A 21,648-nucleotide genomic window follows, 5' to 3' on the forward strand; every position below is an offset into this window, starting at 1 on the left:
ATAGCTTGTTCGATGGCACTTGCTGGAATTGCTATCTCTATGGCTTTGAATATCTCCTTACTTGGGATTTTGGGAGAGACTAATGAGAATTCTTTGAGATGCACGCTAACTTGCTCTCCTTTTGTAGACACCCTACCTAATTTACCACCGTTTGAGCCTTAACTGAACTGTATTGAATTAGAATCAGTGGGCCTCCGTTAGGAAGGCCACCAGCAACTATTAGTAAAGAAACAAAAAAGCAAGCCAGGGAAGATGAGAGGATTCGTCAGGCAATTGAGGGTAAATTTGGACAAGGAAAAAGAAGATTTAGCTTGAATCGAGTAATGGCTAAACGTGATCGTACTTCTGGTACAGCCATTGCTATTATTTTTTTAGTAATGAACCTTTCTACCTGGTTAAGACGGGTTTTTTGTGTATTTTTATGTCACAAACCGAAAATCACACCTGTTTATGGGTCAGTCATTATCAAAAGCTATAACTGGGCAAGTTATAGAAAACAAAAAATTATGTGTCGCCGAGCTTGAATCATCCATCAATTCCGATCGCGATTTTTTTTAACTTATTCAGCAAACCCTAAGTAGATTCAGACTTGGGCGCGGGCGAGAAACCGGGAATATTCCTCGATTTCTCGCCACCCAATCCAGATTTTTTTAATAGTCTTTTGTCAAGAGGCTTTTTTTAACCGCAGATGTCAGGGAATGAACCGGGATACACGCGGATTTAGGCTTACTCATCCAGGGGTAAAGTTGGCCCGGCTGGGGGCAAAACTTGGCGGTGAACGCTTACTTTGTGGCTTTCCCGCTGAGTTTGCATTTCGACGGCGATCGCCTCAAATTCGACTTCCATGCAGCCGTAGGGAATCTCTAACTCGACACTTGCTCGGACTTTTCCCAACCCGTTAGATTGAAATTCGGTAATCCAACGCGGCCCGTCGAGAATCAGGTAGGTTTGTCGATCGTACACCCAAACTTTCACATAAATCCGGGGCATTAATTCCGGCAGTTGCACTTGCACTTTTACGGGGCCGCCGGCGAGGATTTCGGCCCGCGGCAATTCCAAAATCGGCATCGGTACTAATTCGTCTTCTGGCAAAACGTAGGGAGTCGGGGGAGTTACTTCTTCTGCGACAGTTGCGGTTTTTTTAGCAACTTTTTTCGGTTGCGGGGGTTCGTCAAAAACCACAAATTCTCTGGCTTCCGGGCTAGTGGATTTGGGGTCGGAAATTGTTTGGCTGGTTTCGGGTTGCTGCTGGGTTGCGCTGCTTTCTTCCACAACAGCAATAGCATCGCTGCTATTTGCGGTGGCTTTTGGAGTGGGCGACAGGGTGGTTGCTTTGAGCCATTCCGGGGATTCGCCGTTGCTGGCTAAGGAACTCAGTCGCGACCAAAATCGACTTTCGACGTTTAAGGTTTGAAATGCCTTTTTTGTGGGTGCTGGCTGGGTTTCTGGGGCTGTTTTTTCTAATTCGGGGCTGTTTTCTGGTTTTTGGTCGATCGCTCCGATTTCCGCTGTTTTAGGGGAAGTTGGGATGTCTGAGGGTTTGGTTTGTGGGTCGATCGACTCTGCGGCAGTTCGAGGCGAATTGGAGATTTCCGACAGCAATTGCGATCGGCTGCTGTCGGGCAGTTTGTTACCGAATGCGGGCAGTTCTAGGCCGCCTCCACTTGGGGTGTGACGCGAAGCCAGTAGAGGGGGTAAGGCTTCAGTGGTTGGGACTTCGGCGGGGGATGGAGGGTCTAAGGATTTTTCTACTAACTTGAGGAAGGATATATTTTTGGTGCTTCCAGACGGTTTTGAGGCAGTTGGGGAGGGTTCGGCTTGATGCTTTTCTTCGATGAAATTGTCTTTAATTTCCTGTAGAAGGTGCTCTAAACGGGCTGTAATTGTGAATAGTTTGGTGGCTAGGGTGACGCCGCCGCTGCTGAGAACTGCTTCTCCTAAAATTAGGCGGCTTTTGCACTCGGTTGGAATGTAGGTGACGCAGGCAAAGAGGCAGGGGGGAACTTGTTCTGGCATCGGCTGCTGGATTTCTGCGAGAATTTTTGAGGTTTGGGGGTCGCGCAGGTAAATTTGCAGTTGTGCTGAACCGATGAGTTGTTTGAGTTCTAGTGCTTCGGATTCGGGGATGAGAGTTGCTGTTTTTCGGTTTTTTTGGGGGGGCTGGGGAAGGTCGATTTTGCCGGAAATGATTAAGGGGCGACCGAGTTGGGTGACGAAGGTTTCTCGATCGAGGACGAGTTCGAGTTGGACGCCCGGTTTGGGTTCGGGGGTTTGGGGAATGGGGAATTGGTAGATTTTGGTCTGCGGCGGTGCTGAATTGGCTGCAGGGATTTGTGGGGCTGCGCGATCGACCAGTGCAGGGATTTGTGGGGCTGGGCGATCGACCGGTGCTGCGATTTGTGGGGCTGGGCGATCGACTGGTGCTGCAATTTGTGGGGCTGGAGGGGAAGTTGCGGGTTCGGTTTGGTCGATCGGCGGTAGGGGTTCGGAGGTTTCCGATTCTGCGGGCAATACTTCCAACTGAACGCCGTACTGCCAAGGTTTTAGTGGTGTTGCTTTGGGATCTGGCAAGCAGGAGAGTTCCCACAGTCCCGGTTTGAGCCTGGTGTAGGGAATGATCACGACTAATCCTTCGGGGTTGGTGCGGGCCGATCTGCTTTGGACTTTCCGCTGCGCCCCTGGGTCGAAGGAAGTATGGGTAACGCGAATTTCGATGTCGGTGTTGGGGTGCTGAATGCGAGCAACAACACGGTATTTACCTTCTAGAATTTCCACGTCGGAGGTTTCTAGGGGCAACCAGGCGCGATCGCCTTCTTTCTGTAGCAAAAATTCTAATTTTTTCATCTTTCTTTCCCCTTGAAGGCTCCCGCTTGATTCGTCACAGGTTGGTGGTGGTTGGTTGAGCGACAGCTACAGATATTAAATTACTTTATGTTTTATAGCCTATCACCACTGTCGGTCAAGAGGCCCACTTACCAAGGACTGCCGATAATGCTGAAAGCTGCCCAATAATACGGATGGGATAAATCTTTGCTGTCGAGTTTGGGGATGGACGGGGGCAAGGGAGTTTCACCCCGGGAACTTCGCAGTTGACCGCGTTCGATCGTCACTTTGCCTTCGATCTCGGCAATTTGTGCTTGCCTGAGAGCTTCAGCTTTAATGATTGGAGGGTCGTTTGGCCTGCTGATTTTTAACTGCTGGTAAAACTCTGTCATCAGGGCGAGAGTCCCCGCATCGCTGACGTACCACAGACTCGCGAGGGCTGATTTTGCTCCCGATTGCAGTGCTAAACCGGCAAATCCGAATTCTGCTTCTTTGTCTCCCAAGGCGGTTCTACAGGCGCTTAATACTAACAGTTCGAGGGGCGGATTGTTCCATTTTAATTCTCTCATTTGATCGAGGCGCAGTTGGGTGTCCCAAAATTGAATGTAGGAGTTATTTGGGGTTCCGGGGCGGAATTCGGCGTGGGTGGCAATGTGGATGATTCCGTATCTTTGTTGCAGTCGCTGGGATTGCAAGTTTACTATGGTGAAATCTTCGTTGAGAAAGGATTGACCGGGCCACTGTCGGGCGATCGCGCCGAGTTCTAATGGAACTGCTGGTAGCGGTTCTTTGTTTGCCGTTTCTGCGAAATCTGATGCTCCCATTCCTAGGACTTGCACGTTTCTGAGGTCGGCGTAATTGATGTCTATGAGGTTGAAGGCGGGGATGCGGGCGAGGCTGTATTTTTGGATTAAAAATTGCTGTCCGTCGTGCATTGCTGCTAAGGGTACGGTTCGTAAACCTGCGCCGGCGCAGAACAGCAAGGTTTCAATTTTTGCTGTTTGCAAATCTGTTTCTAGGGGCGCAACTATCCATTTGTAGAGTTGTTGGGCTGGTTCTAGATAGCTGGTGGTGTTGAGTTTTAGGGGATTGGTGATTTCGCTCCCCAATTCTTGGACTACTGAGAGGAGTTTCTCTTGTTTGGCTTCCGGGATGCTGCGGAGAATGGGCGGGCGATCGGGTAATATTAAGATTAATTCTAGTTGGTCGGTGCGCGGGATAGCGTAAATTAAAGCAGGTTTTTTCTTTGTTTGAACTGCTAGGCGGGAGAGAGTTTTTGATATTGCTTCGGCGGTTTCCCCACGGGTGTCAAAGTCTTGTTCAAAGTATTTTTGATAGTCTCCTTCCCAGGTTTCTTCGATTCTGGTGACGGCTTCGGTGAGGTTTCCCCGATCGAGCAAATTTCTCATTTCTTGCCCGTTAAGCCCGCCCTGGCCTGTGTTTTGGGCAATTGTAGCGAGGTTCGCGGTACTCCAGCAGAAAAATATTGCTATCAAACAGTAAAAAATAGCTTTTTTAATTTTTTTCTGAGTAGTGTGTTTTTGCCGTTGCTGCTGGGATTGGTAGTGCATGATTTTGGGGCGGTTAAGGGCGCCGTTGGCGGCAGCAGTTGGCAAAAATTTGGATGTAGCTGGGAATTTTGACTGTGCTGGCGATCGCGACACGAGCATAGCATTCAAGGCCAACCGCAAATATCTACCCTAGGGTGTGGACAGCAGCAGCAACAAAGTCTCCGCACCAAGAAATTCGCGATTTATGTAAAAGTTTGCAAATTATGCAGGGGTTTTGCATAAACAGGACTTACGCAAAAATCCGGTTTGTTCAAGTAAGTCCTGTTTTTTCCATAGCAGCCAGGTAGATTTAATCGGCATTACCTATACGGGCGTCTTTTATTTTTTGCGACACATACCCATTTTTCAGTTTTAATAGGGTTTTGTCTTGGTATTAAGTGAGGAATACCCTGAATCGAGCGCCGATATATTGAGTTACCTCAGTAGATATATTCTCTGTATTTAGTTATTTTAAAATAGTTAGGTTTTTTCGCGCCAACTTAGTTAAACATCGAGTGCTTAATTATTTTGCCTCGGATATCTGCGAGGTTATTTCGTACACTTCGCCGAAACTGCCTTTTGCCTAAGATTTTGCCTGAAAACCTCCTAATTTTTTAACATCATTGGCGGCGGATGCCAAGAGTTGAGCAACATAAATAAAAACACCTAATTATTTAGAGGATTTTACGCTATGGGGTCGATCGCTTTTTCCTTGTTGATTCTTCCTTCTCTCCTAGATAACTGAAGCCTGCTTCCTTCCGCTATACATTGTGTGCGATCGAACTTGACACGATCGCGATCCGATTGGGGGATGTGTCTTAGTATTTCTTCACATATCCTGATTTCGGTCTATGATATATGCCTTATGGCGTATTTGTGTTTAAAGCCCGTTACCGCGTACCGCTGATGAGTCAATCAACCAATTCACCGCTATCCCAACCAGTTTCTCGAAGAACCGCCCTCAAATTCCTCGGAGTCGGTGCCGCAGGCGGGCTGCTGGGCTACTCTCGATTTTCCAAGCCAGAACCCACCATTTTTGTGCAAGATTCTCTTGACTTGCCGCGAATGCTGAATAACCGCAAAACCGTTGCAGTTGTAGGGGCAGGCTTGGCCGGGCTCGCCTGTGCTTACGAACTCTCCCAGCGGGGTTTCGCGGTAACATTGCTCGACAAATCGCCCCAACTCGGCGGCAAAATTGCTAGTTGGCCGATTCAAGTCGGGAACGAAACTTTTATGATGGAACACGGTTTCCACGGTTTTTTTCCGCAATACTACAACCTCAAAAGTGTCGTTGAAGAACTAGAAATTACTGATAACTTTGTATCTTTAGAATCCTACGCCGTTCTGTTTCGAGACGGCAAATACAAACCCGAAGTTTTCCGTCCCAACCATTCAGCTTTTCCCTGGAATATAGTTGATTTGGGGATATCTTCTCCCAATCGGCTCAAGTGGGGAATCAATCTGACACAACCCGCTCACTGGCAAGTATTTCGGGAAATCGGCGGTTTTCAAACTGAAAAAACTTTCGATCGCCTCGACAATATATCAGTTGCCGACTGGGTAAAAGGTGAATTTCCGCGCGGGCTTTATGACTTGTATTTTCTGCCTTTTGCCAAGTCCAGCCTCAACGCTCCAGACGAATTGAGCGCGGGAGAATTAATGCAATTTTTCCACTTTTACTTTTTCGGAAATCCAGAGGGTTTGGCCTTCAACGGCACGCGGCAAGATATGGGAACGAGTTTGGTGCAGCCTATTGCCAGAGCCATTGAAAGTAAAGGCGGCAAAGTATTGACAGATGTCGCAGTCAGTGAGATTCGCTGGGAAAACGGCAAGATTGATTCTCTGAGTTATCAGTCTGGAGACGTGCAAAGTAAAATACCTTTTTGGGTGAAGCGAAACAGGCTGTTAACTGACAGCAACTCTACCGAATATTTCGGCGCTGGGGACAGCGTATTTGCTGCGGCACCGTCGGGAAAAGAGGCAATTTCTCTGAGCTGCACTCACCAAGGCTGCACAGTTCAGAAACAGAACGACGGTCAATTTCACTGTCCTTGTCACGGGGCCGTTTTTGATGCCGAAGGGCGAGTTGTGAGCGGGCCTGCTCAGCGGGATTTGCCTCGATTTAAGGTAGTAGATGAAAAAGCAGATGAAATACAGTTAGCAGCAGCGGTTAACCAATCGCAGCCGCAAAAATTGGGAGAAACATTGAAGGCTGATTACTATGTTTTGGCGGCAGATGTTCCGGGGATGCAGCATTTGTTTAGTTTAGCGAGCGGTGAGGTGAATCCGCAGGTGCAGAGCCGGATCGAGAGTTTGAAAATAGCCGATCCGTTTGCGGTGGGTCGTTTTTGGTTCGATCGCGAATTTTCATGGGAACACAGCAATTTCAGCTCGCTTTCCGGCTACAAACTGACTGACAGCATTACGCTTTACCACCGAATTCAGGATCAGTTCATCGAGTGGAATCAGAAAACTGGCGGTAGTGTAGTGGAACTGCACGCTTATTGTTACAAGGAAAAGGAATTTCCGAACCAGGAAGTTTTACTGGCTACTTTTGAGCAAGAATTGTACGAAATTGTACCGGAATTAAAAGAGGCAAATATGCTGCACCGGGAATTGGTAAATCAAAAGAATTTCTCTGGATATCCGCCCGGTAGTTATGCGGAACGCCCGGAGACTTGCTGCGCTGTTCCCAATCTTTTGTTTGCAGGAGATTGGGTAAAAATGCCGTTTCCTTGCGGTTTAATGGAAAGGGCAGTTAGCAGCGGTTTGTTGGCAGCTAATGCTATTTTATATCAGGAGGGTTTGCAGAGGCGATCGCTCTTGACGGTGAATCCCGAAGGCGTGTTAAAAATCTAAGGTTTGCAGCAGGGGCGGGTTTTATAAATCGTCAATTATTGGCTGCTATCCTCGGTGAAACCCGCCCCCTGTCATACCATTTTAGATTTTAGATTTGAAGAAATGGGAATCACTGATTCAAGAAGGGTTTGGAGGTTTCCTACAGTTGCATTCTTTTTTTAAGATGAGTTACGGTTTGTGGGTGTGGTTTCCCTAACGAGAAAAGGCAGAGCTTGCGAACAAAAAAAATATCTGCGTTGAGGGGGGTGGATATACGGTTAAAATATTATTGAATGAGTATAAAGCAATAATAGATGCTGAATAGTAACTGCAAAATTCGCAATAAATCTGTAATGTTTGATGCTTTTGCAACAGAATACGATTTCGCTGCCACCTTGCAAAACCAGAACGATTTCTTTACTAACAACCTATCGGCCAGCAAAGGTGCAGCATTAGATATTGGCTGCGGTTCGGGAATTCTTGCTTTTGAATTAGCCCAGTATTACGAGAATGTTGTCGCCGTAGATGTGTCAGCAAAAATGCTGGACATCGCCCGTCAAAAACGCTCAGCCCCCAATATCGAATACATCCAAATGGATGCCAGTCAATTAGCGCTCGATCGCCAATTTGATTTAATAGTTAGTGCTGCTACTTTTCACCACCTGCCCAACCTACCCGCCGCCCTCGATGCCATAAAAAAAATGTTAAATCCCCACGGAAAAATCGTTTTTTTAGATAATATTTCGGAAGTCGAAACACCTGCTACAGTAGGCTACATATTAGGTGCAGCCAGAGATTTTATGCCCGACTGTTCCACCTACGGAGTTCGCAAGGCTTTAAGATTATTAAAATTTCGATTGTCTCCGGGGTGGTTGAAGCATTTAGCTAACGATAGGTATTTGTCAGAACGGAGATTTAGAAGAATTTACAGTCGTTGCTTTCCGGGCTGTTATTTTGTAAAATTGGGTTGTTTTATGGGCGTAATTTGGGAACATTTGTAATGCAAAACAACGCGATAAAATCGGTATCTGCAAGGGGAGAAAAAACTCACATCCGCCAGTTGGGCATTAATCTCGATCGCTGGTATGCCATCGCCCGCAGCACCGAGGTGCAAACTCAGCCGCTAGCTGCGAAAATCTGGAATCGGGCGATCGTACTTTTTCGCGATAGTGCAGGCAAAATCAACGCTTTAGAAGATAGATGTCCGCACCGACAAGTTAAACTCAGCCACGGTCAAGTTAAAGGCGATTTAATCGAATGTGCTTACCACGGATGGCGGTTAAATGCAAGCGGAGAATGCGCCGAAGTCGATTATTTAGCAGAAAACCAAAAGCTACCTAACTGCAAAATTCGCTCCTATCCAGTCCAGGAAAAAAACGGTTTTATCTGGCTGTTTCCCGGCGAAGAAATGCAAGCAGAAAAAATAGATTTACTGGATTTGCCCGAGTGGGAACATCTCAATTATATTGCCACAGTTTCAGTCATCGACTGTCAGGCACACTATTCATTTTTAATTGAAAACTTGATGGATATGTACCACGGACACTTGCACGATGATTGGCAAGCTTGGGCAAATCCGGTGTTAGATACTATAGAAGAAAACAAGCATCAAGTAACTGCTCGCTATCAGGCACAAAGTTATTACAAAATAGATAAAATCTGGTCGATTTCTCAGTTGTTTTTTAAGTCTTTGCGCCGACTGCACCCGGAACCGCTGGAGGTGAGTTATGTTTACCCGCATTGGGTTTCAACTTTGGGGAGCGACTTTAAGATTTACTGCTTGGTTTGTCCGGTCAGCGAGAGAGCAACTCGGGCTTATTTAATTCACTTTACCTCATTAAATGCGTTTTGGCGGCTGCACAAATTGCCTGTTTGGTTTCGCAGGTTTATCAAAGATAGTTGTTTCGGTGCGGCTCAAAAGTTATTAGATGGTTTGGTGCGGCAGGATGTGTTAATGATTGAAGAAGAACAACAAGCTTTTTTGCAGAATTCAGAAAGAAAAAATTATGAATTAAATCGGGCTTTAGCCAGCGTGCAAAAGTTGATGAGAAGTCAGGCAGAAAATGGATAATTCAGTCACAGATTTAAGCCTACAGCGGGACGAATGAAACCCGCCTGCACAGCCTAAGTTGAGAGCTCGCCTTTCCAAGCTTGAGCATGGTATTCTAGCAACAGGGAAAATTGACTTTCGGGAAGCAATTACCAACCACACCTAACACAGGAACCAAGCATGAACCGTGTCAGCATCAAGGGTGAGGAACACCCCATTAAGAAAATCTTTAGCGATGACTTTGTGTTCACCATTCCCCTCTACCAGCGTCCCTATGCTTGGACAAAGGAGGAAGCTGGGGAACTGCTGGAAGACCTGCTAACATTCTTGGGAGAAGGTAACGAGACGATTGATGAACTCAACCCCTACTTTCTAGGCAGCATTGTTTTGATTAAATCGGAGCAACCAGCCGCTGAAATTGTAGATGGTCAGCAACGTCTAACCACCCTCACCATACTACTAGCTGCTCTCAGGGCATCATTGCCAAAAGAACACGCCAATGACTTGACGACTTTTCTATACCAAAAAGGCAGTTTAATTGCGGGTACTCCTAATCGTTACCGTCTGACTTTGCGCGAGCGAGATGCAGACTTTTTCAAGGCATATATTCAAAATGAAGGTGGTATTGACAAGCTCAAAGAATTGAACAGTGCTGAGCTGATGGATAGTCAGAAGCTGATTCAAGAAAATGCACATTTATTCTTGCAACGTTTGCAGGCGATAGGCGAACAGTGCTGTATACGCCTTGCCCAGTTCATCATTACTCAGTGCTTCTTGGTAGTGGTTTCTACGCCTGACTTTGACTCTGCATATCGGATATTTTCTGTGTTGAACAATAGGGGATTGGATCTCTCTCTAACTGATATCTTGAAAGCTGACATTATCGGAAAAATACCGGAAAGCCAACAAGAAAAATATACTAAAAAGTGGGAAAATATTGAGGAGGAGCTGGGACGCGACTTATTCAAAGATTTGTTTTCTCATATTCGCATGATTAAGGAAAAGAAAAAACTCAACAAGAGCGTCCTTAAAGATTTTCAGGAAAACATCAATCCTGCGGCTGGGCCTCAGCAATTCATTGATGAAATTTTAGATCCGTATGCTAAGGCTTTTTCGGAAATTCAGAACTTAAGGTATGAAAGCGTTTGGCGTGCAGAAGAAATAAATCAACTCTTTAAATATTTAGACAGAATTGATAATTTCGACTGGATACCGCCTGCCATTTTTTACCTATCGCGCAACCGTAATAACCCTGATAATTTGGTGCGTTTCTTTATAGATTTAGACCGCCTAGCCGCAGGTTTAATGATTGTCCGCGCCAATATCAATGAGCGCATTGAACGTTACAGCAAATTGCTTACTGCTATTGAGCAAGAGGAAGATTTATTCAATTCCAATTCACCGCTCCAGTTTACTCCTGAAGAGTCAAACAATATCCTTAGAGTCCTCGATAGTGACCTTTACCTAATTCAAAAAATTCGTCGTTATGTTTTGCTGCGCTTAGATGCTGCTCTGTCAGAAGGTGAAGCATCTTACAACTTCTCCAACATTACTGTCGAGCACGTACTTCCCCAAAATCCAGGGCCTAATAGTGAGTGGATGAAGTCGTTTCCTAGTCAGCAAGAGCGCGATCAATATGTGCATCGTCTTGGCAACTTAGTTTTGCTATCTTGTGCGAAAAACAGTCTGGCCCAAAATTATGATTTTGAGGTAAAAAAGCAGAAGTATTTCACTACTAAAACGGGCGTTTCACCCTTTGTGCTTACTACCCAAGTGCTGCGGGAACAGGAATGGACGCCAGAAGTAATCGCTCGACGACAGAAAGAGCTGATTAATGTTCTCAAGAATCTTTGGCGCTTATAGGATAATTGAATTTGATATCCAATTCCTATTATCTGTCCATCAGCACAAAACCATCTGCGTCAATCTGCGGTGAAAAAATCTAAATTCCGCCCGCAAAAACTTTACTTTTTAGGTTGCTGCTTCTGGTAAACGCTGACAACTTTATCGGCAAAAGTAGCAGTTGCGCCACTTTTGCAAGCTGCGGAGTCCCCTGTCATCCACCAGCAAGCGGCGCGACGTATGGCGGTTAATTCATTGTTGCTGCTAGCTTTGTATTCGTCGCGCAGCAAATCGCCCACGATACAGGTAACAATTGATTTGGCTTTTGTCGCGTCGGCCTCAAATTGTTGCGGTGTTAAATCTTGTTTGGTACAGAATTTGGCCCAGCGGGAAATATTGCCTGGTAAAACTTGCCACTGACTGTACATTCCGTCATTGGCGGCTTGTGGCGGGGCGGCTTGTCGCAGCGCTTCTACAAGGGCGGAAACTTGCGCGTCGGTGACTGATTGCGCTGCTGCTGGAAGTGATTGCAATCCGAGGCTAATTATCAGGCTGCCGAATAGTAGATTGGTTTTTGCGATCGATTTAAAATTCATTCACAATCCCCTGTTAGATTTAAACTGTGTTTCCTGAAACAAGGTTTACTATTTTGTCGCTCGAATACCTCTGTCTTAAGTATGATTTATTTGCCCACTTAATGCACTGTCACCGCACTTACGATAGGAATTGTTAATGAATTAGGATAAAATCATGGAAGTACAAGAGAGAGAAATTCGACGTTACATCCGACCTGATGGCAGAATTCCTTTCTTAGAGTGGTACTACGCCCTACGAGATGGCAAAGCCCAAGTTAAGGTTGATGCAAGGCTTGAGCGAGTTAGTCTCGGCAATCTGGGGGATTATAAGCCAGTAGGAGATGGTGTCTACGAACTCAGGATTAACTACGGCCCTGGCTACCGGATTTATTTTAGACAAATAGGAGCCACAATTGTGCTTCTGCTCTGTAGTGGGGATAAAAGTACCCAAGAACAAGATATTCGCAAAGCGAAGGAGTATTCGGCCGAGTATGAAAGAAATGAAAATGCCTACGAGTGATAGCTACCGCGAGTCCCTAATTGAATCTCTCAAAGATGCCGAACACGCTGCTGGTTTTATCGGGGCTATCTTGGAAGAAAAAGACCCTGAACCCGCACTCCTGAGAAATGCCATCAGAAAGGTAATTGAGGCTAAAATCAGGATGAATGCTCTTTCTGATTCAGCAAAAGAACATCACGAAAAACTCGATAAGATACTGACTGAAAGCGGCGGTTCAGAAATTTACAGTTTGGTAGAATTGCTCGAAGCGTTAGGATTTAAACTAGAAATTAATTACTGTCGCAGATATTAAGTTGCTCGCTGACTCAGAATCAACGGAGATTCGGAAATCAGAATTATCGCCCGAACCAGTAGTAATTAATCCCAGTTAATGAGTAATTCGCGCCCTCACCCGTTCATCACAAAATCTAACAATCGGTGAGCCATTTCTAGCTTGCTGCAAGGTGCTATTTCTACTTGCTTCCCGGCGGCATTAATTAATATTGCTTGATTGGTATTGCTGCCGAAACCAGCACCTATTTGATCGATCGGGTTTGCGGCAATTACATCCAGTTTCTTTGTCCGCAATTTCTCCAAAGCTGGCTTGACAATATCCCCAGTTTGTGCTGCAAACCCGATTAATTTTTGGTGCGGCTGTTTCAACTTTCCCAACTCTGCCACAATATCCGCTACCGGTGCCAACGGTAAACAATTCGGGAGCGATCGCTTCGGCAATTTCTCACTACTGTACTCGGCAGGTTTCACATCCGCTACCGCCGCCGCCATCACTGTCAAATCCGCCTCGTGAAAGCATTGCAGCATCGCCTGCCGCATTTCTTCTGCACTCGCAACTGCGATCGCCCGCACACCTGAGAGCGGCAATTCGCCAGTTATACTGTGTACCAGCGTCACTGTAGCGCCGCGGTGCTGTGCAGCTTGCGCCAAAGCTATACCCATTTTGCCGCTGGAAGGATTGCCGATAAACCGCACCGGATCGAGGTGTTCCCGCGTTCCTCCCGCACTGATCAACACCCGAATGCCCGCTAAATCTCGATCGCCCTTCGCATACAACAGCGATTCAATATGAGGCAAAATCTCACCAGGTTCTGCCATGCGGCCGACACCCGCGCGATCGCACGCCAGCATTCCCGCCCCCGGATTCGCAGCATGATAGCGCCGATAACTCAACACTTCCCGCCAATTCCGCTGCACCGCCGGCTGTTCCCACATATCCGTATTCATCGCCGGTGCCAGCAAAATAGGGCAATTAGAAGCTAAGACAGTATTAGTCAGCAAATTATCAGCAAAACCCCCCGCCAACTTAGCCAAAGTATTAGCCGTCAGGGGAGCAATAACAAAAACTTCCGCCCATTCTCCCAGTTGAATATGCAGGGGGCGCCCGTGACTTGGTTGCCAAAAATCTTTGTCAGTAAAAGCAGGATGGCGGCACAGAGTAGCAAAAGTCAAAGGCGTTACAAACTCGCCGGCCGCATCAGTAAGAATAGCTTTAACTTCCGCTCCAGCTTTCGCTAAAGTTGAAACTACTTCGCAAACTTTATAAGTCGCAATCCCGCCACTAACGCCGATTAAAATTCGTCTGCCTTTCATGTCATTTTTTCATAAAAAAGAATCAAGAAAGAAATTAAGATAAAAACAGGCTAAAATCCCTAATTCATCTGTTTAATCCGCAACAAAATATGCTGCTAACTTCTTCCTCAATTCCGTCGAAAATTTTGAGCTAGATTTTTCAGTCTATGCTTCGTCGTAGGCTTCCATATCCAGAAGGTGGAGATAAGGTTCAACTAGCTCCGGCCGCTGAAAAGCAAGCGATCGCAACAAATGCCAATCATTCAATCCCTCAAAAGGATCTGTATAATCGTCAACTTCCAAACGGACAGCCAATTCTGCCACGTCCTGAGAAGTAAGTACAGCTATATCGCGCGATGCTTTGGTTAAAGTTTTCATTTTTTTCCCCTGCCCGAGACTTCCGCCATACTATATACTAAACCTTTAATCAGATTTCGACACAGTTTCTACAACAAAACTTCGTATTACCTCTATAACTTCCGGCAGAATCTCGTGTCCCATGTTAAATTCTCGATACTGCACCGCAGCTCCCCAAGCCGTCAAACTCTCGCGCGATCGGACAGCAGCACTAACAGGCACAATAGTATCTTGAGTACCGTGTACGATTAAAACAGGTGGCAAAACACTCCCCGCAACTGGTGAAATCTGGTGTAAATAACCGCTCAGACAAATTAAACCAGCTAGGGGCAAAGTCAATCCCACATCTAGAGTCATCGCTCCGCCTTGAGAAAAGCCACTTAAAATCGTGCGAGACAAAGGCACGCCCGTGCTGCTTTCCAAAGACAGCAAAAATTCCCTCAGCAATTGCCGGCTTTCTACCAATCCCTGAGCCTCTTTGGTTTGAAGGTTATACCACGCTTTGCCGCTCGTTACCTGGGGATGGGGAAAGGGGGCATCGGGAAACACAAACTGATAATCCGGCAAATTGAAAAAGGGTGCTAAGGAAGTCAAATCCCGAGCATTAGCACCCCATCCATGTAAAGCGACCATCAAAGCGACAGGTTTGCGATCCGTTGTGGGCGGAATGCTAATAGATTGTAAAGACATCGTAGTTAATAATTGGTAATCTGGCCTTGCTACAATTATAAATTGTCACGACGGGTAAAACCCATATATTTGTTTTCGGCAATATTCCACTGGAAATTAGCAGGCGCTTGCCAATCACTATAACAATTGACTGTTGACTGTTGACTGTTGACTGTTGACTGTTAACTGTTAACTGTTGAAAGTAGAGTGCGAAATCCGAAACTTTCCCAAGTAGAGTGCGGATAGTTCACCTTTTCTAAATAGGAATTAGGGAGCATTTTATATTTGTAAAAACAATTCTTATGGCTACTTCTTTCTTCCTCTTTCCTCCTGCCTCTTGCCTCCCAACTCCCATTTCTAGCTGGGCTGCTTTCATTGAGATGCTTCCAGCAATACTCAGATAGAAGCGAGATTTCTCCCGCTAATTCCAACTGGCACCTACTGCCGGTGAAACCTTAGAAACAGATTGCTTAGACTGTTGTCGCACCGGCACCTCAATCCAGAATTCAGTTCCCTCTCCCGGAGCCGATACGCACCTGAGCGAACCTTGATGTTTGTCCACTATTTGATAGGCGATCGCCAAACCCAGCCCAGTACCTTTGCCTACAGGTTTGGTAGTAAAAAACGGATCGAACAAACATTTTTTTACATTCTCCGTCATGCCCGATCCATTGTCAGCAATTCGCACGCATACACAATTAGAACTTAAAAGTTCAGTGCGAATGCGAATCCTAGGTAAAAAAGCTGCATCATAGGAATTTTTACCGTTTGGTAAAATGTGACTCTTTTTTTCATGTAAAACATCAATGGCATTGCTCAAAACATTCATAAATACCTGATTTAATTGTCCCGCCCAGCATTCCACTAAGGGCAAATTTCCGTATTCTTTGAGGACTTGAATGCCTGGAAAACCAGGTTGGGGTTTCAGCCTACTATCCAAAATCATCAAGGCGCTGTCAATGCCTTGGTGAATGTCAACCGACTTCATTTCAGCTTCATCCAAGCGCGAAAAGTTCCGCAGAGAAAGCACGATTTGGCGGATGCGTTCAGCTCCCATATTCATAGATTTTAGGATTTTAGGCAAGTCTTCACTGATAAACTCTAAATCGATCTCTTTTTGTTTGGCTTGCACTTCTGGTGTTGGGTTTGGATATTGCTGCTGGTATATTTCCACAAGTTCCAGCAAGCTTTGAGTATATTCGCCTGTATGGAGCAGGTTGCCAGAGATGAAGTTGACAGGATTGTTAATTTCGTGGGCAACTCCAGCCACCAACTGCCCCAAGCTGGACATTTTTTCAGTTTGGATTAGTTGAAATTGAGCTTCCTGCAAATTTTTTAGTGCCGTTTCTAGTTCAGCGGTGCGCTGTTTTAGTTGAATTGTGCGATCGTACACTTGCTGTTCTACTTTTGCAGTACGTTCTAGAGACATCAACAGGTAAATCGTCAAGCCGCCAGTCATCAATAGCCCGATCGCGCCAATTGCCAGCGAGCCCTGATGCGTCCTCATACTGTTGTACCCCTTTCCAGGCAAAACTAGCAGCCTCCACTGGCGGTCTGCTACGTTAAATAAGCGAGTGCAAGCACTAGGATTTTGACAGATTTTTCCCCGCAAATTAGCTAACTCTGGCTTTTCGTGTTTTGGGTTATCTATCAACTGCTTAGCTTGTGAGTCGTAGCGCACCAGAAAGCGTTCTTTCTCTATAGCAGAGTTGTCATAGAGGTAAAAATTAATGTTGTCTAAATTTAGTGATTCTAAAGAGGAATCGACCATACTCGTGATCTGAAACAGACCCGCAATAACTCCCATGAGGTTTTGGCGGCTGTTAACCGAGTTATCGGCAGAAGTTGTGCGGCGGGGTACTGGTAGAAATACTTGCAATCCCGGTTGATTGTTGCTGACTAATCTAATCCGCGCCGAAGCCGCTATTTTCCCGGTATTCACCGATTTCTCTAAAGCTGCTTTGCGATCGGGACTGGAGGCAACATCAAAACCGATCACTTTGTTATCTTCTTCTAGTGCTTCTCTGTAAATAATTGGAAAGTATTCCGATCGCGCTTTTACTTTGACCTGCTTTTTGTCAGGAGTTCGCTCGTAAATTTGAAAGGCCGGAAAATCTGCGGCTCGAATTGTTTGTTCGTAAGCTGCTTTTTGGGCAGCAGGCACGCGCCGAATCCAGTTAACAGAATGTATAGCAGTATTTCGGGCAAGTGCAGGTTGAGCGAATAGCTTAAAATCTTGTCGGCTAACTTCAGTAGATGCCCTGTAGAATCCTTCAAGTGAGTACAGAACTTCTAAATTTTTATTGATGCTTTGCTGCAATGTCACATTCAGGCGATCGGCTTGCTGATGAAATTCCGCTTGCATTCGTTGGTTTTCCGAATGCCACACAACGGCTGCGGCTACCAATGACAAACTCGTACCTGTGCAAAGAGTCAGCGCTGCTGGAATGTAACGACGGTGCGACAGTAAACTTTCGGTCAGCGAATTAAACCAATTGCTCGCAACATTCATATTCCCACACCTTGTGCCACCGGAGTGCAATTCGTTTAAGGACTTGTGAAATTCCTTGATAGCACGATCGACAGCGCAGAAACCAGATTGTCTAAAAACTTACGATCGCAGGAATAGGACTTACCCTGAGAAACCCACTTTCTACGAAAATATTGGTGTGGTAACGAGAAAGTGGGGAAGAAAGCGGCTTTTTACGAATACTGCATCCACGACTGAGGGATTGCCACCAATTGTAACTAAGTGTAACGAAGCGAGTTCAAATCTGGGCGAACCCCAAGTTACTTCCCCGGAAGCACCCGAGAACGAGAAAAAGCCTTTATCTGCTGGGGCGGGTACTCAATACCCGCCCCACAAAGCCAACTTAAATGTGGAACAGCTTACAAAACAGTCCCTATTTCCTTCAAATAAACCCGTGTAAACGGTTCATCATCTCCCAGAGTATACTGTTCGATCAACCCTTGGCGGCGAATAGAAATAGTATTTCCTTCCCTCACCACAACAGTATCGTGATCGGTGCTTTCTCGGCTCAACATCATCTCAGTTTCTTCCGGATTGTCCAGCACCACCATATTGCTCCCCCTATAAAACATTCCCTCAGCTTCCAAAATATTTCCGGGATATTCAGCAATTAACAAATCGAGCTTGGGATTCCGCAGCAAACTTTGCACGTTAAGATTGTAATTCTTATGCAAAACTTTTTCAGAACGGTTAACAAAAAGTCCCCCGCGGCAAACAGCACCGATCGTCCAATCGGGATGCTGCAAAAGAATGTGGTCGATTGTTTCTTGCAGGTCGTGCACCGAAATTCGGTTGAAAGTAATAATCGGAATTCGGGCGGATTTTCCCGAGTCAAAGAAAGTTTCGACAATATGCGACGGCACATCAACCCCTTCTCCGACAGCCGGGTTGAGGTGCATAAAAATTCCAGGCGCGGCATTGATTTCGAGAATCCCAAAATTGCCGGTTTTCCAAGATTTGGCGAGAGTTTCTGTTACCACATCAACCCCCAAACAAGTTAACCGAAAATGTAGGGCGATATCTTGCGCTAAAACAATGTTATCCGGGTGAATACTGTGGGTAGCGTCGATGCTGACGCCGCCTGCGGAAAGATTGGCCACTTTGCGTAGAGACACAACGCGATCGCGCTCTAGGACACTATCTAATGACAGCCCTTGTTCTGCCAGATACATTTCCATCGCTTCGTCGGACTGAATTTTGCTCAGGGCCGAAGTTGGCGTATCCAAACGTTCTGGTTTGCGGTTTTCGCGGCGGATCAATTCGCGAACTGTTGAGTCGCCATCACCTGTTACCCAAGCGGGCCGGCGTTCAGTGGCCGAAACAAATTTGCCGTCAACGCACAACAGCCTAAAATCCGATCCTTTGATGCTGTTTTCCACAATTACTCGCACCGGTTCTGTTTCGGGAATGGCCTTAACTGCTCTTTTAAAAGCGGCTTGCAATTCCTCACCATCTCGGATATCTGCTGTGACGCCAATTCCTTTATGACCGACTACTGGTTTGACAGCAACTGGATAGCCAATGTCTCTAGCAACTGCCAGAGCTCCGCTTTCTGTGGAGACGATATCGCCTTTGGGAACAGGAAATCCTAATGTAGCGAGAAAAGCTTTACAATCGTCTTTGCGCGTGGTAAAATCTGAGTCTAAATGGCTGTCAGAATCAAAAGTAGTTGCAGAGCCGCGCACCAGTTTTTTGCCGTAACCGTATTGCATCAATCCTTCATCCCACAAATAAAATACGGGAATGTCTTTTTGAGATGCCGCTCGCATTAACGAATAAACTGTCGGGCCTCCGTAAACAGACTGCCGGAACATATTTTGCAGCGTGCCCATTTGTGCTTCCAAGGGAAAGTCTTGATTTTGATTGATGGCTTCAAACCAATCCCAAACTGCGTAAACTACGGCTCTGGCGCTGCGGGCGTGAAGTGCTTCTATGCTAATTCTGTTAAACTGAGAAAACGGCTGGATGTTCCAGTTTTGGAAGTGCAAACCCATGTCGAGTTTGGCTACTTCTGAGGCGGTACGGCCGAAGAGTTGGGCGTGGTTCGAGAAAGTTTCGTGCAGGAGTTGCGGGTAGCGATCGCCAATAATTTCCTGGTAATGTGCGACCGGCAAAGGTTCGCTCGCGCCCGTCAACGCTAAATCGAAAACTAAAGCTGCTGTGTCTAAATAAGGGTTTGGCCCCATATAGTGTTTGAAGTTGAAAACATCAAAAACATCTGTTTTTCGAGCATTGACGCGGGCTGTTTCGGTGCTTTTTTCTTGCAGCATTTTCTAACCTCCTTTTAGCTAATTTTTAACAGTAACTTTATACTCGGTGCAGGGGATACTACCTGCAGGCATAGATATCGCACTGCTCAGTTGACACAACTACTCCGGCCCATTCTGCCTTCAGCGTTATTGCGAGAGTGGGGAGTGGGGCAGTGGGGCAGTGGGGCAGTGGGGGAGATGGGAGAGGGGGAGAGTGGGAAAATATTCCTTTTTTCTTCAACATCAGACTGAGCATTCATGACTAAGCATTGATAACTAAGCACTTATAACTAATGACTGCTTCCTTCCCCGTTCAGGAAAAACCTATAACTTTAGAGAGGTACACTCCCCACTTATAATTGTTTATGACTGTGAAAGAAAATTTAAGAAACAGCAAATTATGAATATCGCACAAACTGCTCTCAGGGAGAAAGTTCATGAATTAGCTGAGGAAGCATTTCACAGGAAGCTAATTTCTGGCTACGGCGACGGTCAAAACAGCAACGAATATCAGATTGTCTGGAACGGCAAACCCAGACACCTACCTTTAGAACGGGCGAGCACCATATTGAGCAATTTGATCGAGCGATCGCACTAACGGGCGATCGGACTAATTGAGGACTGACGCCGCTCAATCTGATTTCTACGAGCAATCAGAGGAGGATTAGCGAAGAATCTGGTCAGAAACCGGATCGATCACCCCCCGCGCGTCGGCCTTGTAATTTAAGCTCATTTTTTGACCCCTCCTATCTCCTGTTAGGGGGGGTAAGTTTTTTGTGGCGATCGTCGAGGATGAGTTAAGTAGATAGTCCTAGACGCAGAAACCGGTTTTTTTTACCAGTCGCAAACGCAAAAGCTTTCTCAAAAACCGGGGTTTCTGAGTTAAGTTTTTCCGTTCAAACGTAGAATTCTCGTTCTTATTCCCGGTTTCTTTAGTCTAGTGCCTCCAGGACTGTTTACAAACCATCGTTACAGCCCGGAGCAAGACTAAAAAACCACTATAACGCTTGAGCTGTGTACGTCCTGGAGGGGTAGAAGTCTGAGATGTTTTTGGTATCTATATATACCTTTGGGCAGTTTTGGGAAAAAGGAATTTTGTGTTTTAGTGAAACTTAATAAATTAAAAGTGGAGATAATATGGCGAGCAACGAAGTTCAGGGGAAGTTGCTAATTATTGGTGGCGCGGAAGACAAAGAGGGGGACTGCAAAATTTTGCGGGAATTCTTGCGCTGCGCCGGAGGCACTAAAGCCCGCATTGTAGTAATGACCGCTGCAACAAGCTTACCGGGAGAAGTAGGAGATAATTACATCCGAGTGTTTGAGCGACTTGGCGCTGAAGATGTGCGAGTTATTGACACTCAAAGACCCGAAGATGCCAGCGATCCAGAATATTTAGAAGCGATCGAACAAGCCACGGGCATATTCTTTACCGGCGGAGATCAAGCGCGGATTATTAGCTGCTTGAAAGACACCCAACTCGACGCAGCTATGCACAAACGCTACTCTGAAGGGATTATTATTGGCGGCACCAGTGCCGGCGCGGCGATGATGCCAGACATGATGATTATTGAAGGAGACTCGGAGACAAATCCCCGCGTTGATGTGGTAGCAATGGGCCCGGGAATGGGTTTCCTTCCCAATGTTGTCATCGACCAGCATTTCGCCCAACGAGGTCGTCTGGGACGCTTAGTTACAGCACTGTTGCTGCAACCGGCTGTGTTGGGATTTGGTATTGACGAAAATACAGCTATTTTAGTCCACGGTGACGAGTTGGAAGTCATTGGCGAAAGCGCTGTAACTGTCATCGACGAGTCGGAAAAACTCCACGACAATATTGAGGGACGTTTGAAGGATGAGGGTTTAGCGATTTGCGGGGCCAAATTGCACATCCTCCCCCACGGATATCGGTTTAACTTGAAAACTCGCCAGCCGGTGTTTGATAGCGCAGCAACAACAGCAGAGAGACAAAGGGAGCTCGCCTAATTTACTTGCAACTGGCAAACGTCTCAAAAGTATGTAGGGTGTGCAGTCCACCCCTTACCGCTGCAACGAAGTAGGATGGTTAAAAAGCCAGTTTCT

Annotated in this window: 17 protein-coding genes and 1 pseudogene; 10 read left to right on the forward strand and 8 right to left on the reverse strand. The window is 46.1% G+C overall.

Translation table 11 applies throughout. The features are described from left to right. Positions 1-176 precede the first annotated feature (176 nt). Positions 177-524: pseudogene (locus tag QUB33_RS13500) on the forward strand (transposase); the annotation flags it as partial. Between the two features lie 202 nt (positions 525-726). Here the strand turns inward: QUB33_RS13500 and QUB33_RS13505 are convergent. After that, a complete protein-coding gene (locus tag QUB33_RS13505; protein ID WP_333351153.1) occupies positions 727-2,844 on the reverse strand; it encodes a hypothetical protein in 2,118 nt (705 codons plus the stop codon). A gap of 128 nt (positions 2,845-2,972) precedes the next feature. Next, complete coding sequence (locus QUB33_RS13510) at positions 2,973-4,493, reverse strand: CHAT domain-containing protein (protein WP_333351198.1); 1,521 nt, start codon at positions 4,491-4,493, stop codon at positions 2,973-2,975. Positions 4,494-5,279: 786 nt separating this feature from the next. Here QUB33_RS13510 and QUB33_RS13515 point away from each other — a divergent pair. The 4 genes from QUB33_RS13515 to QUB33_RS13530 all read left to right on the forward strand — a co-directional run bounded on the left by QUB33_RS13515 (position 5,280) and on the right by QUB33_RS13530 (position 11,124). Next, the gene (locus tag QUB33_RS13515; protein ID WP_333351154.1) at positions 5,280-7,232 is read left to right on the forward strand and encodes an FAD-dependent oxidoreductase; all 1,953 of its coding nucleotides are present in this window, start codon (positions 5,280-5,282) and stop codon (positions 7,230-7,232) included. 293 nt (positions 7,233-7,525) lie between these two features. After that, entirely contained in the window at positions 7,526-8,212 is a 687-nt protein-coding gene (locus QUB33_RS13520; protein ID WP_333351155.1) for a class I SAM-dependent methyltransferase, read from the forward strand. Further along, positions 8,212-9,282: an aromatic ring-hydroxylating dioxygenase subunit alpha gene (locus tag QUB33_RS13525; RefSeq protein WP_333351156.1), complete on the forward strand. Its 1,071-nt coding sequence runs from the start codon at positions 8,212-8,214 to the stop codon at positions 9,280-9,282. The genes QUB33_RS13520 and QUB33_RS13525 overlap by 1 nt, the downstream gene beginning before the upstream one ends. A gap of 159 nt (positions 9,283-9,441) precedes the next feature. After that, complete coding sequence (locus QUB33_RS13530; protein ID WP_333351157.1) at positions 9,442-11,124, forward strand: DUF262 domain-containing HNH endonuclease family protein; 1,683 nt, start codon at positions 9,442-9,444, stop codon at positions 11,122-11,124. Between the two features lie 101 nt (positions 11,125-11,225). On the opposite strand, the gene QUB33_RS13535 is transcribed toward QUB33_RS13530, so the two are convergent. Beyond that, positions 11,226-11,699 carry a hypothetical protein gene (locus QUB33_RS13535; RefSeq protein WP_333351158.1) on the reverse strand — a complete coding sequence of 158 codons (474 nt, stop codon included), beginning with the start codon at positions 11,697-11,699 and terminating at the stop codon, positions 11,226-11,228. Positions 11,700-11,853: 154 nt separating this feature from the next. Here QUB33_RS13535 and QUB33_RS13540 point away from each other — a divergent pair, with 154 nt between their 5' ends. Together QUB33_RS13540 and QUB33_RS13545 are read left to right on the forward strand one after the other, a co-directional pair. After that, the gene (locus tag QUB33_RS13540) at positions 11,854-12,198 is read left to right on the forward strand and encodes a type II toxin-antitoxin system RelE/ParE family toxin (protein ID WP_333351159.1); all 345 of its coding nucleotides are present in this window, start codon (positions 11,854-11,856) and stop codon (positions 12,196-12,198) included. Next, entirely contained in the window at positions 12,185-12,490 is a 306-nt protein-coding gene (locus QUB33_RS13545) for a transcriptional regulator (protein WP_333351160.1), read from the forward strand. Before QUB33_RS13540 ends, QUB33_RS13545 begins: the two co-directional genes overlap by 14 nt. 95 nt (positions 12,491-12,585) lie before the next feature. On the opposite strand, the gene coaBC is transcribed toward QUB33_RS13545, so the two are convergent. The 4 genes from coaBC to QUB33_RS13565 form a co-directional block, all read right to left on the reverse strand. After that, positions 12,586-13,785, reverse strand: coding sequence for a bifunctional phosphopantothenoylcysteine decarboxylase/phosphopantothenate--cysteine ligase CoaBC (gene coaBC, locus QUB33_RS13550; RefSeq protein WP_333351161.1), 1,200 nt, complete (start codon positions 13,783-13,785; stop codon positions 12,586-12,588). 144 nt (positions 13,786-13,929) lie between these two features. Next, complete coding sequence (gene isiD / locus QUB33_RS13555) at positions 13,930-14,142, reverse strand: protein IsiD (protein ID WP_006632739.1); 213 nt, start codon at positions 14,140-14,142, stop codon at positions 13,930-13,932. 45 nt (positions 14,143-14,187) lie between these two features. Beyond that, positions 14,188-14,811 carry an alpha/beta hydrolase gene (locus QUB33_RS13560; RefSeq protein ID WP_333160664.1) on the reverse strand — a complete coding sequence of 208 codons (624 nt, stop codon included), beginning with the start codon at positions 14,809-14,811 and terminating at the stop codon, positions 14,188-14,190. A 400-nt stretch (positions 14,812-15,211) separates the two neighbouring features. Next, positions 15,212-17,302, reverse strand: coding sequence for a CHASE domain-containing protein (locus QUB33_RS13565; RefSeq protein ID WP_333351162.1), 2,091 nt, complete (start codon positions 17,300-17,302; stop codon positions 15,212-15,214). Between the two features lie 55 nt (positions 17,303-17,357). On the opposite strand from QUB33_RS13565, the gene QUB33_RS13570 reads away from it, so the two are divergent. Further along, entirely contained in the window at positions 17,358-17,720 is a 363-nt protein-coding gene (locus QUB33_RS13570; RefSeq protein WP_333351163.1) for a hypothetical protein, read from the forward strand. On the opposite strand, the gene QUB33_RS13575 is transcribed toward QUB33_RS13570, so the two are convergent. Next, positions 17,680-19,590, reverse strand: a complete 1,911-nt coding sequence (locus tag QUB33_RS13575; protein ID WP_333351164.1) for an ATP-binding protein — start codon at positions 19,588-19,590, stop codon at positions 17,680-17,682. The genes QUB33_RS13570 and QUB33_RS13575 overlap by 41 nt on opposite strands. A 379-nt stretch (positions 19,591-19,969) precedes the next feature. On the opposite strand from QUB33_RS13575, the gene QUB33_RS13580 reads away from it, so the two are divergent. Next, a complete protein-coding gene (locus QUB33_RS13580) occupies positions 19,970-20,167 on the forward strand; it encodes a hypothetical protein (RefSeq protein ID WP_190662806.1) in 198 nt (65 codons plus the stop codon). Positions 20,168-20,706: 539 nt separating this feature from the next. After that, a complete protein-coding gene (locus QUB33_RS13585; protein ID WP_333351165.1) occupies positions 20,707-21,552 on the forward strand; it encodes a cyanophycinase in 846 nt (281 codons plus the stop codon). Positions 21,553-21,648 lie beyond the last annotated feature (96 nt).

The sequence above is a fragment of the Microcoleus sp. B3-A4 genome, assembly GCF_036705385.1.
In the GTDB taxonomy this organism is placed as follows: Bacteria; Cyanobacteriota; Cyanobacteriia; order Cyanobacteriales; family Microcoleaceae; genus Microcoleus.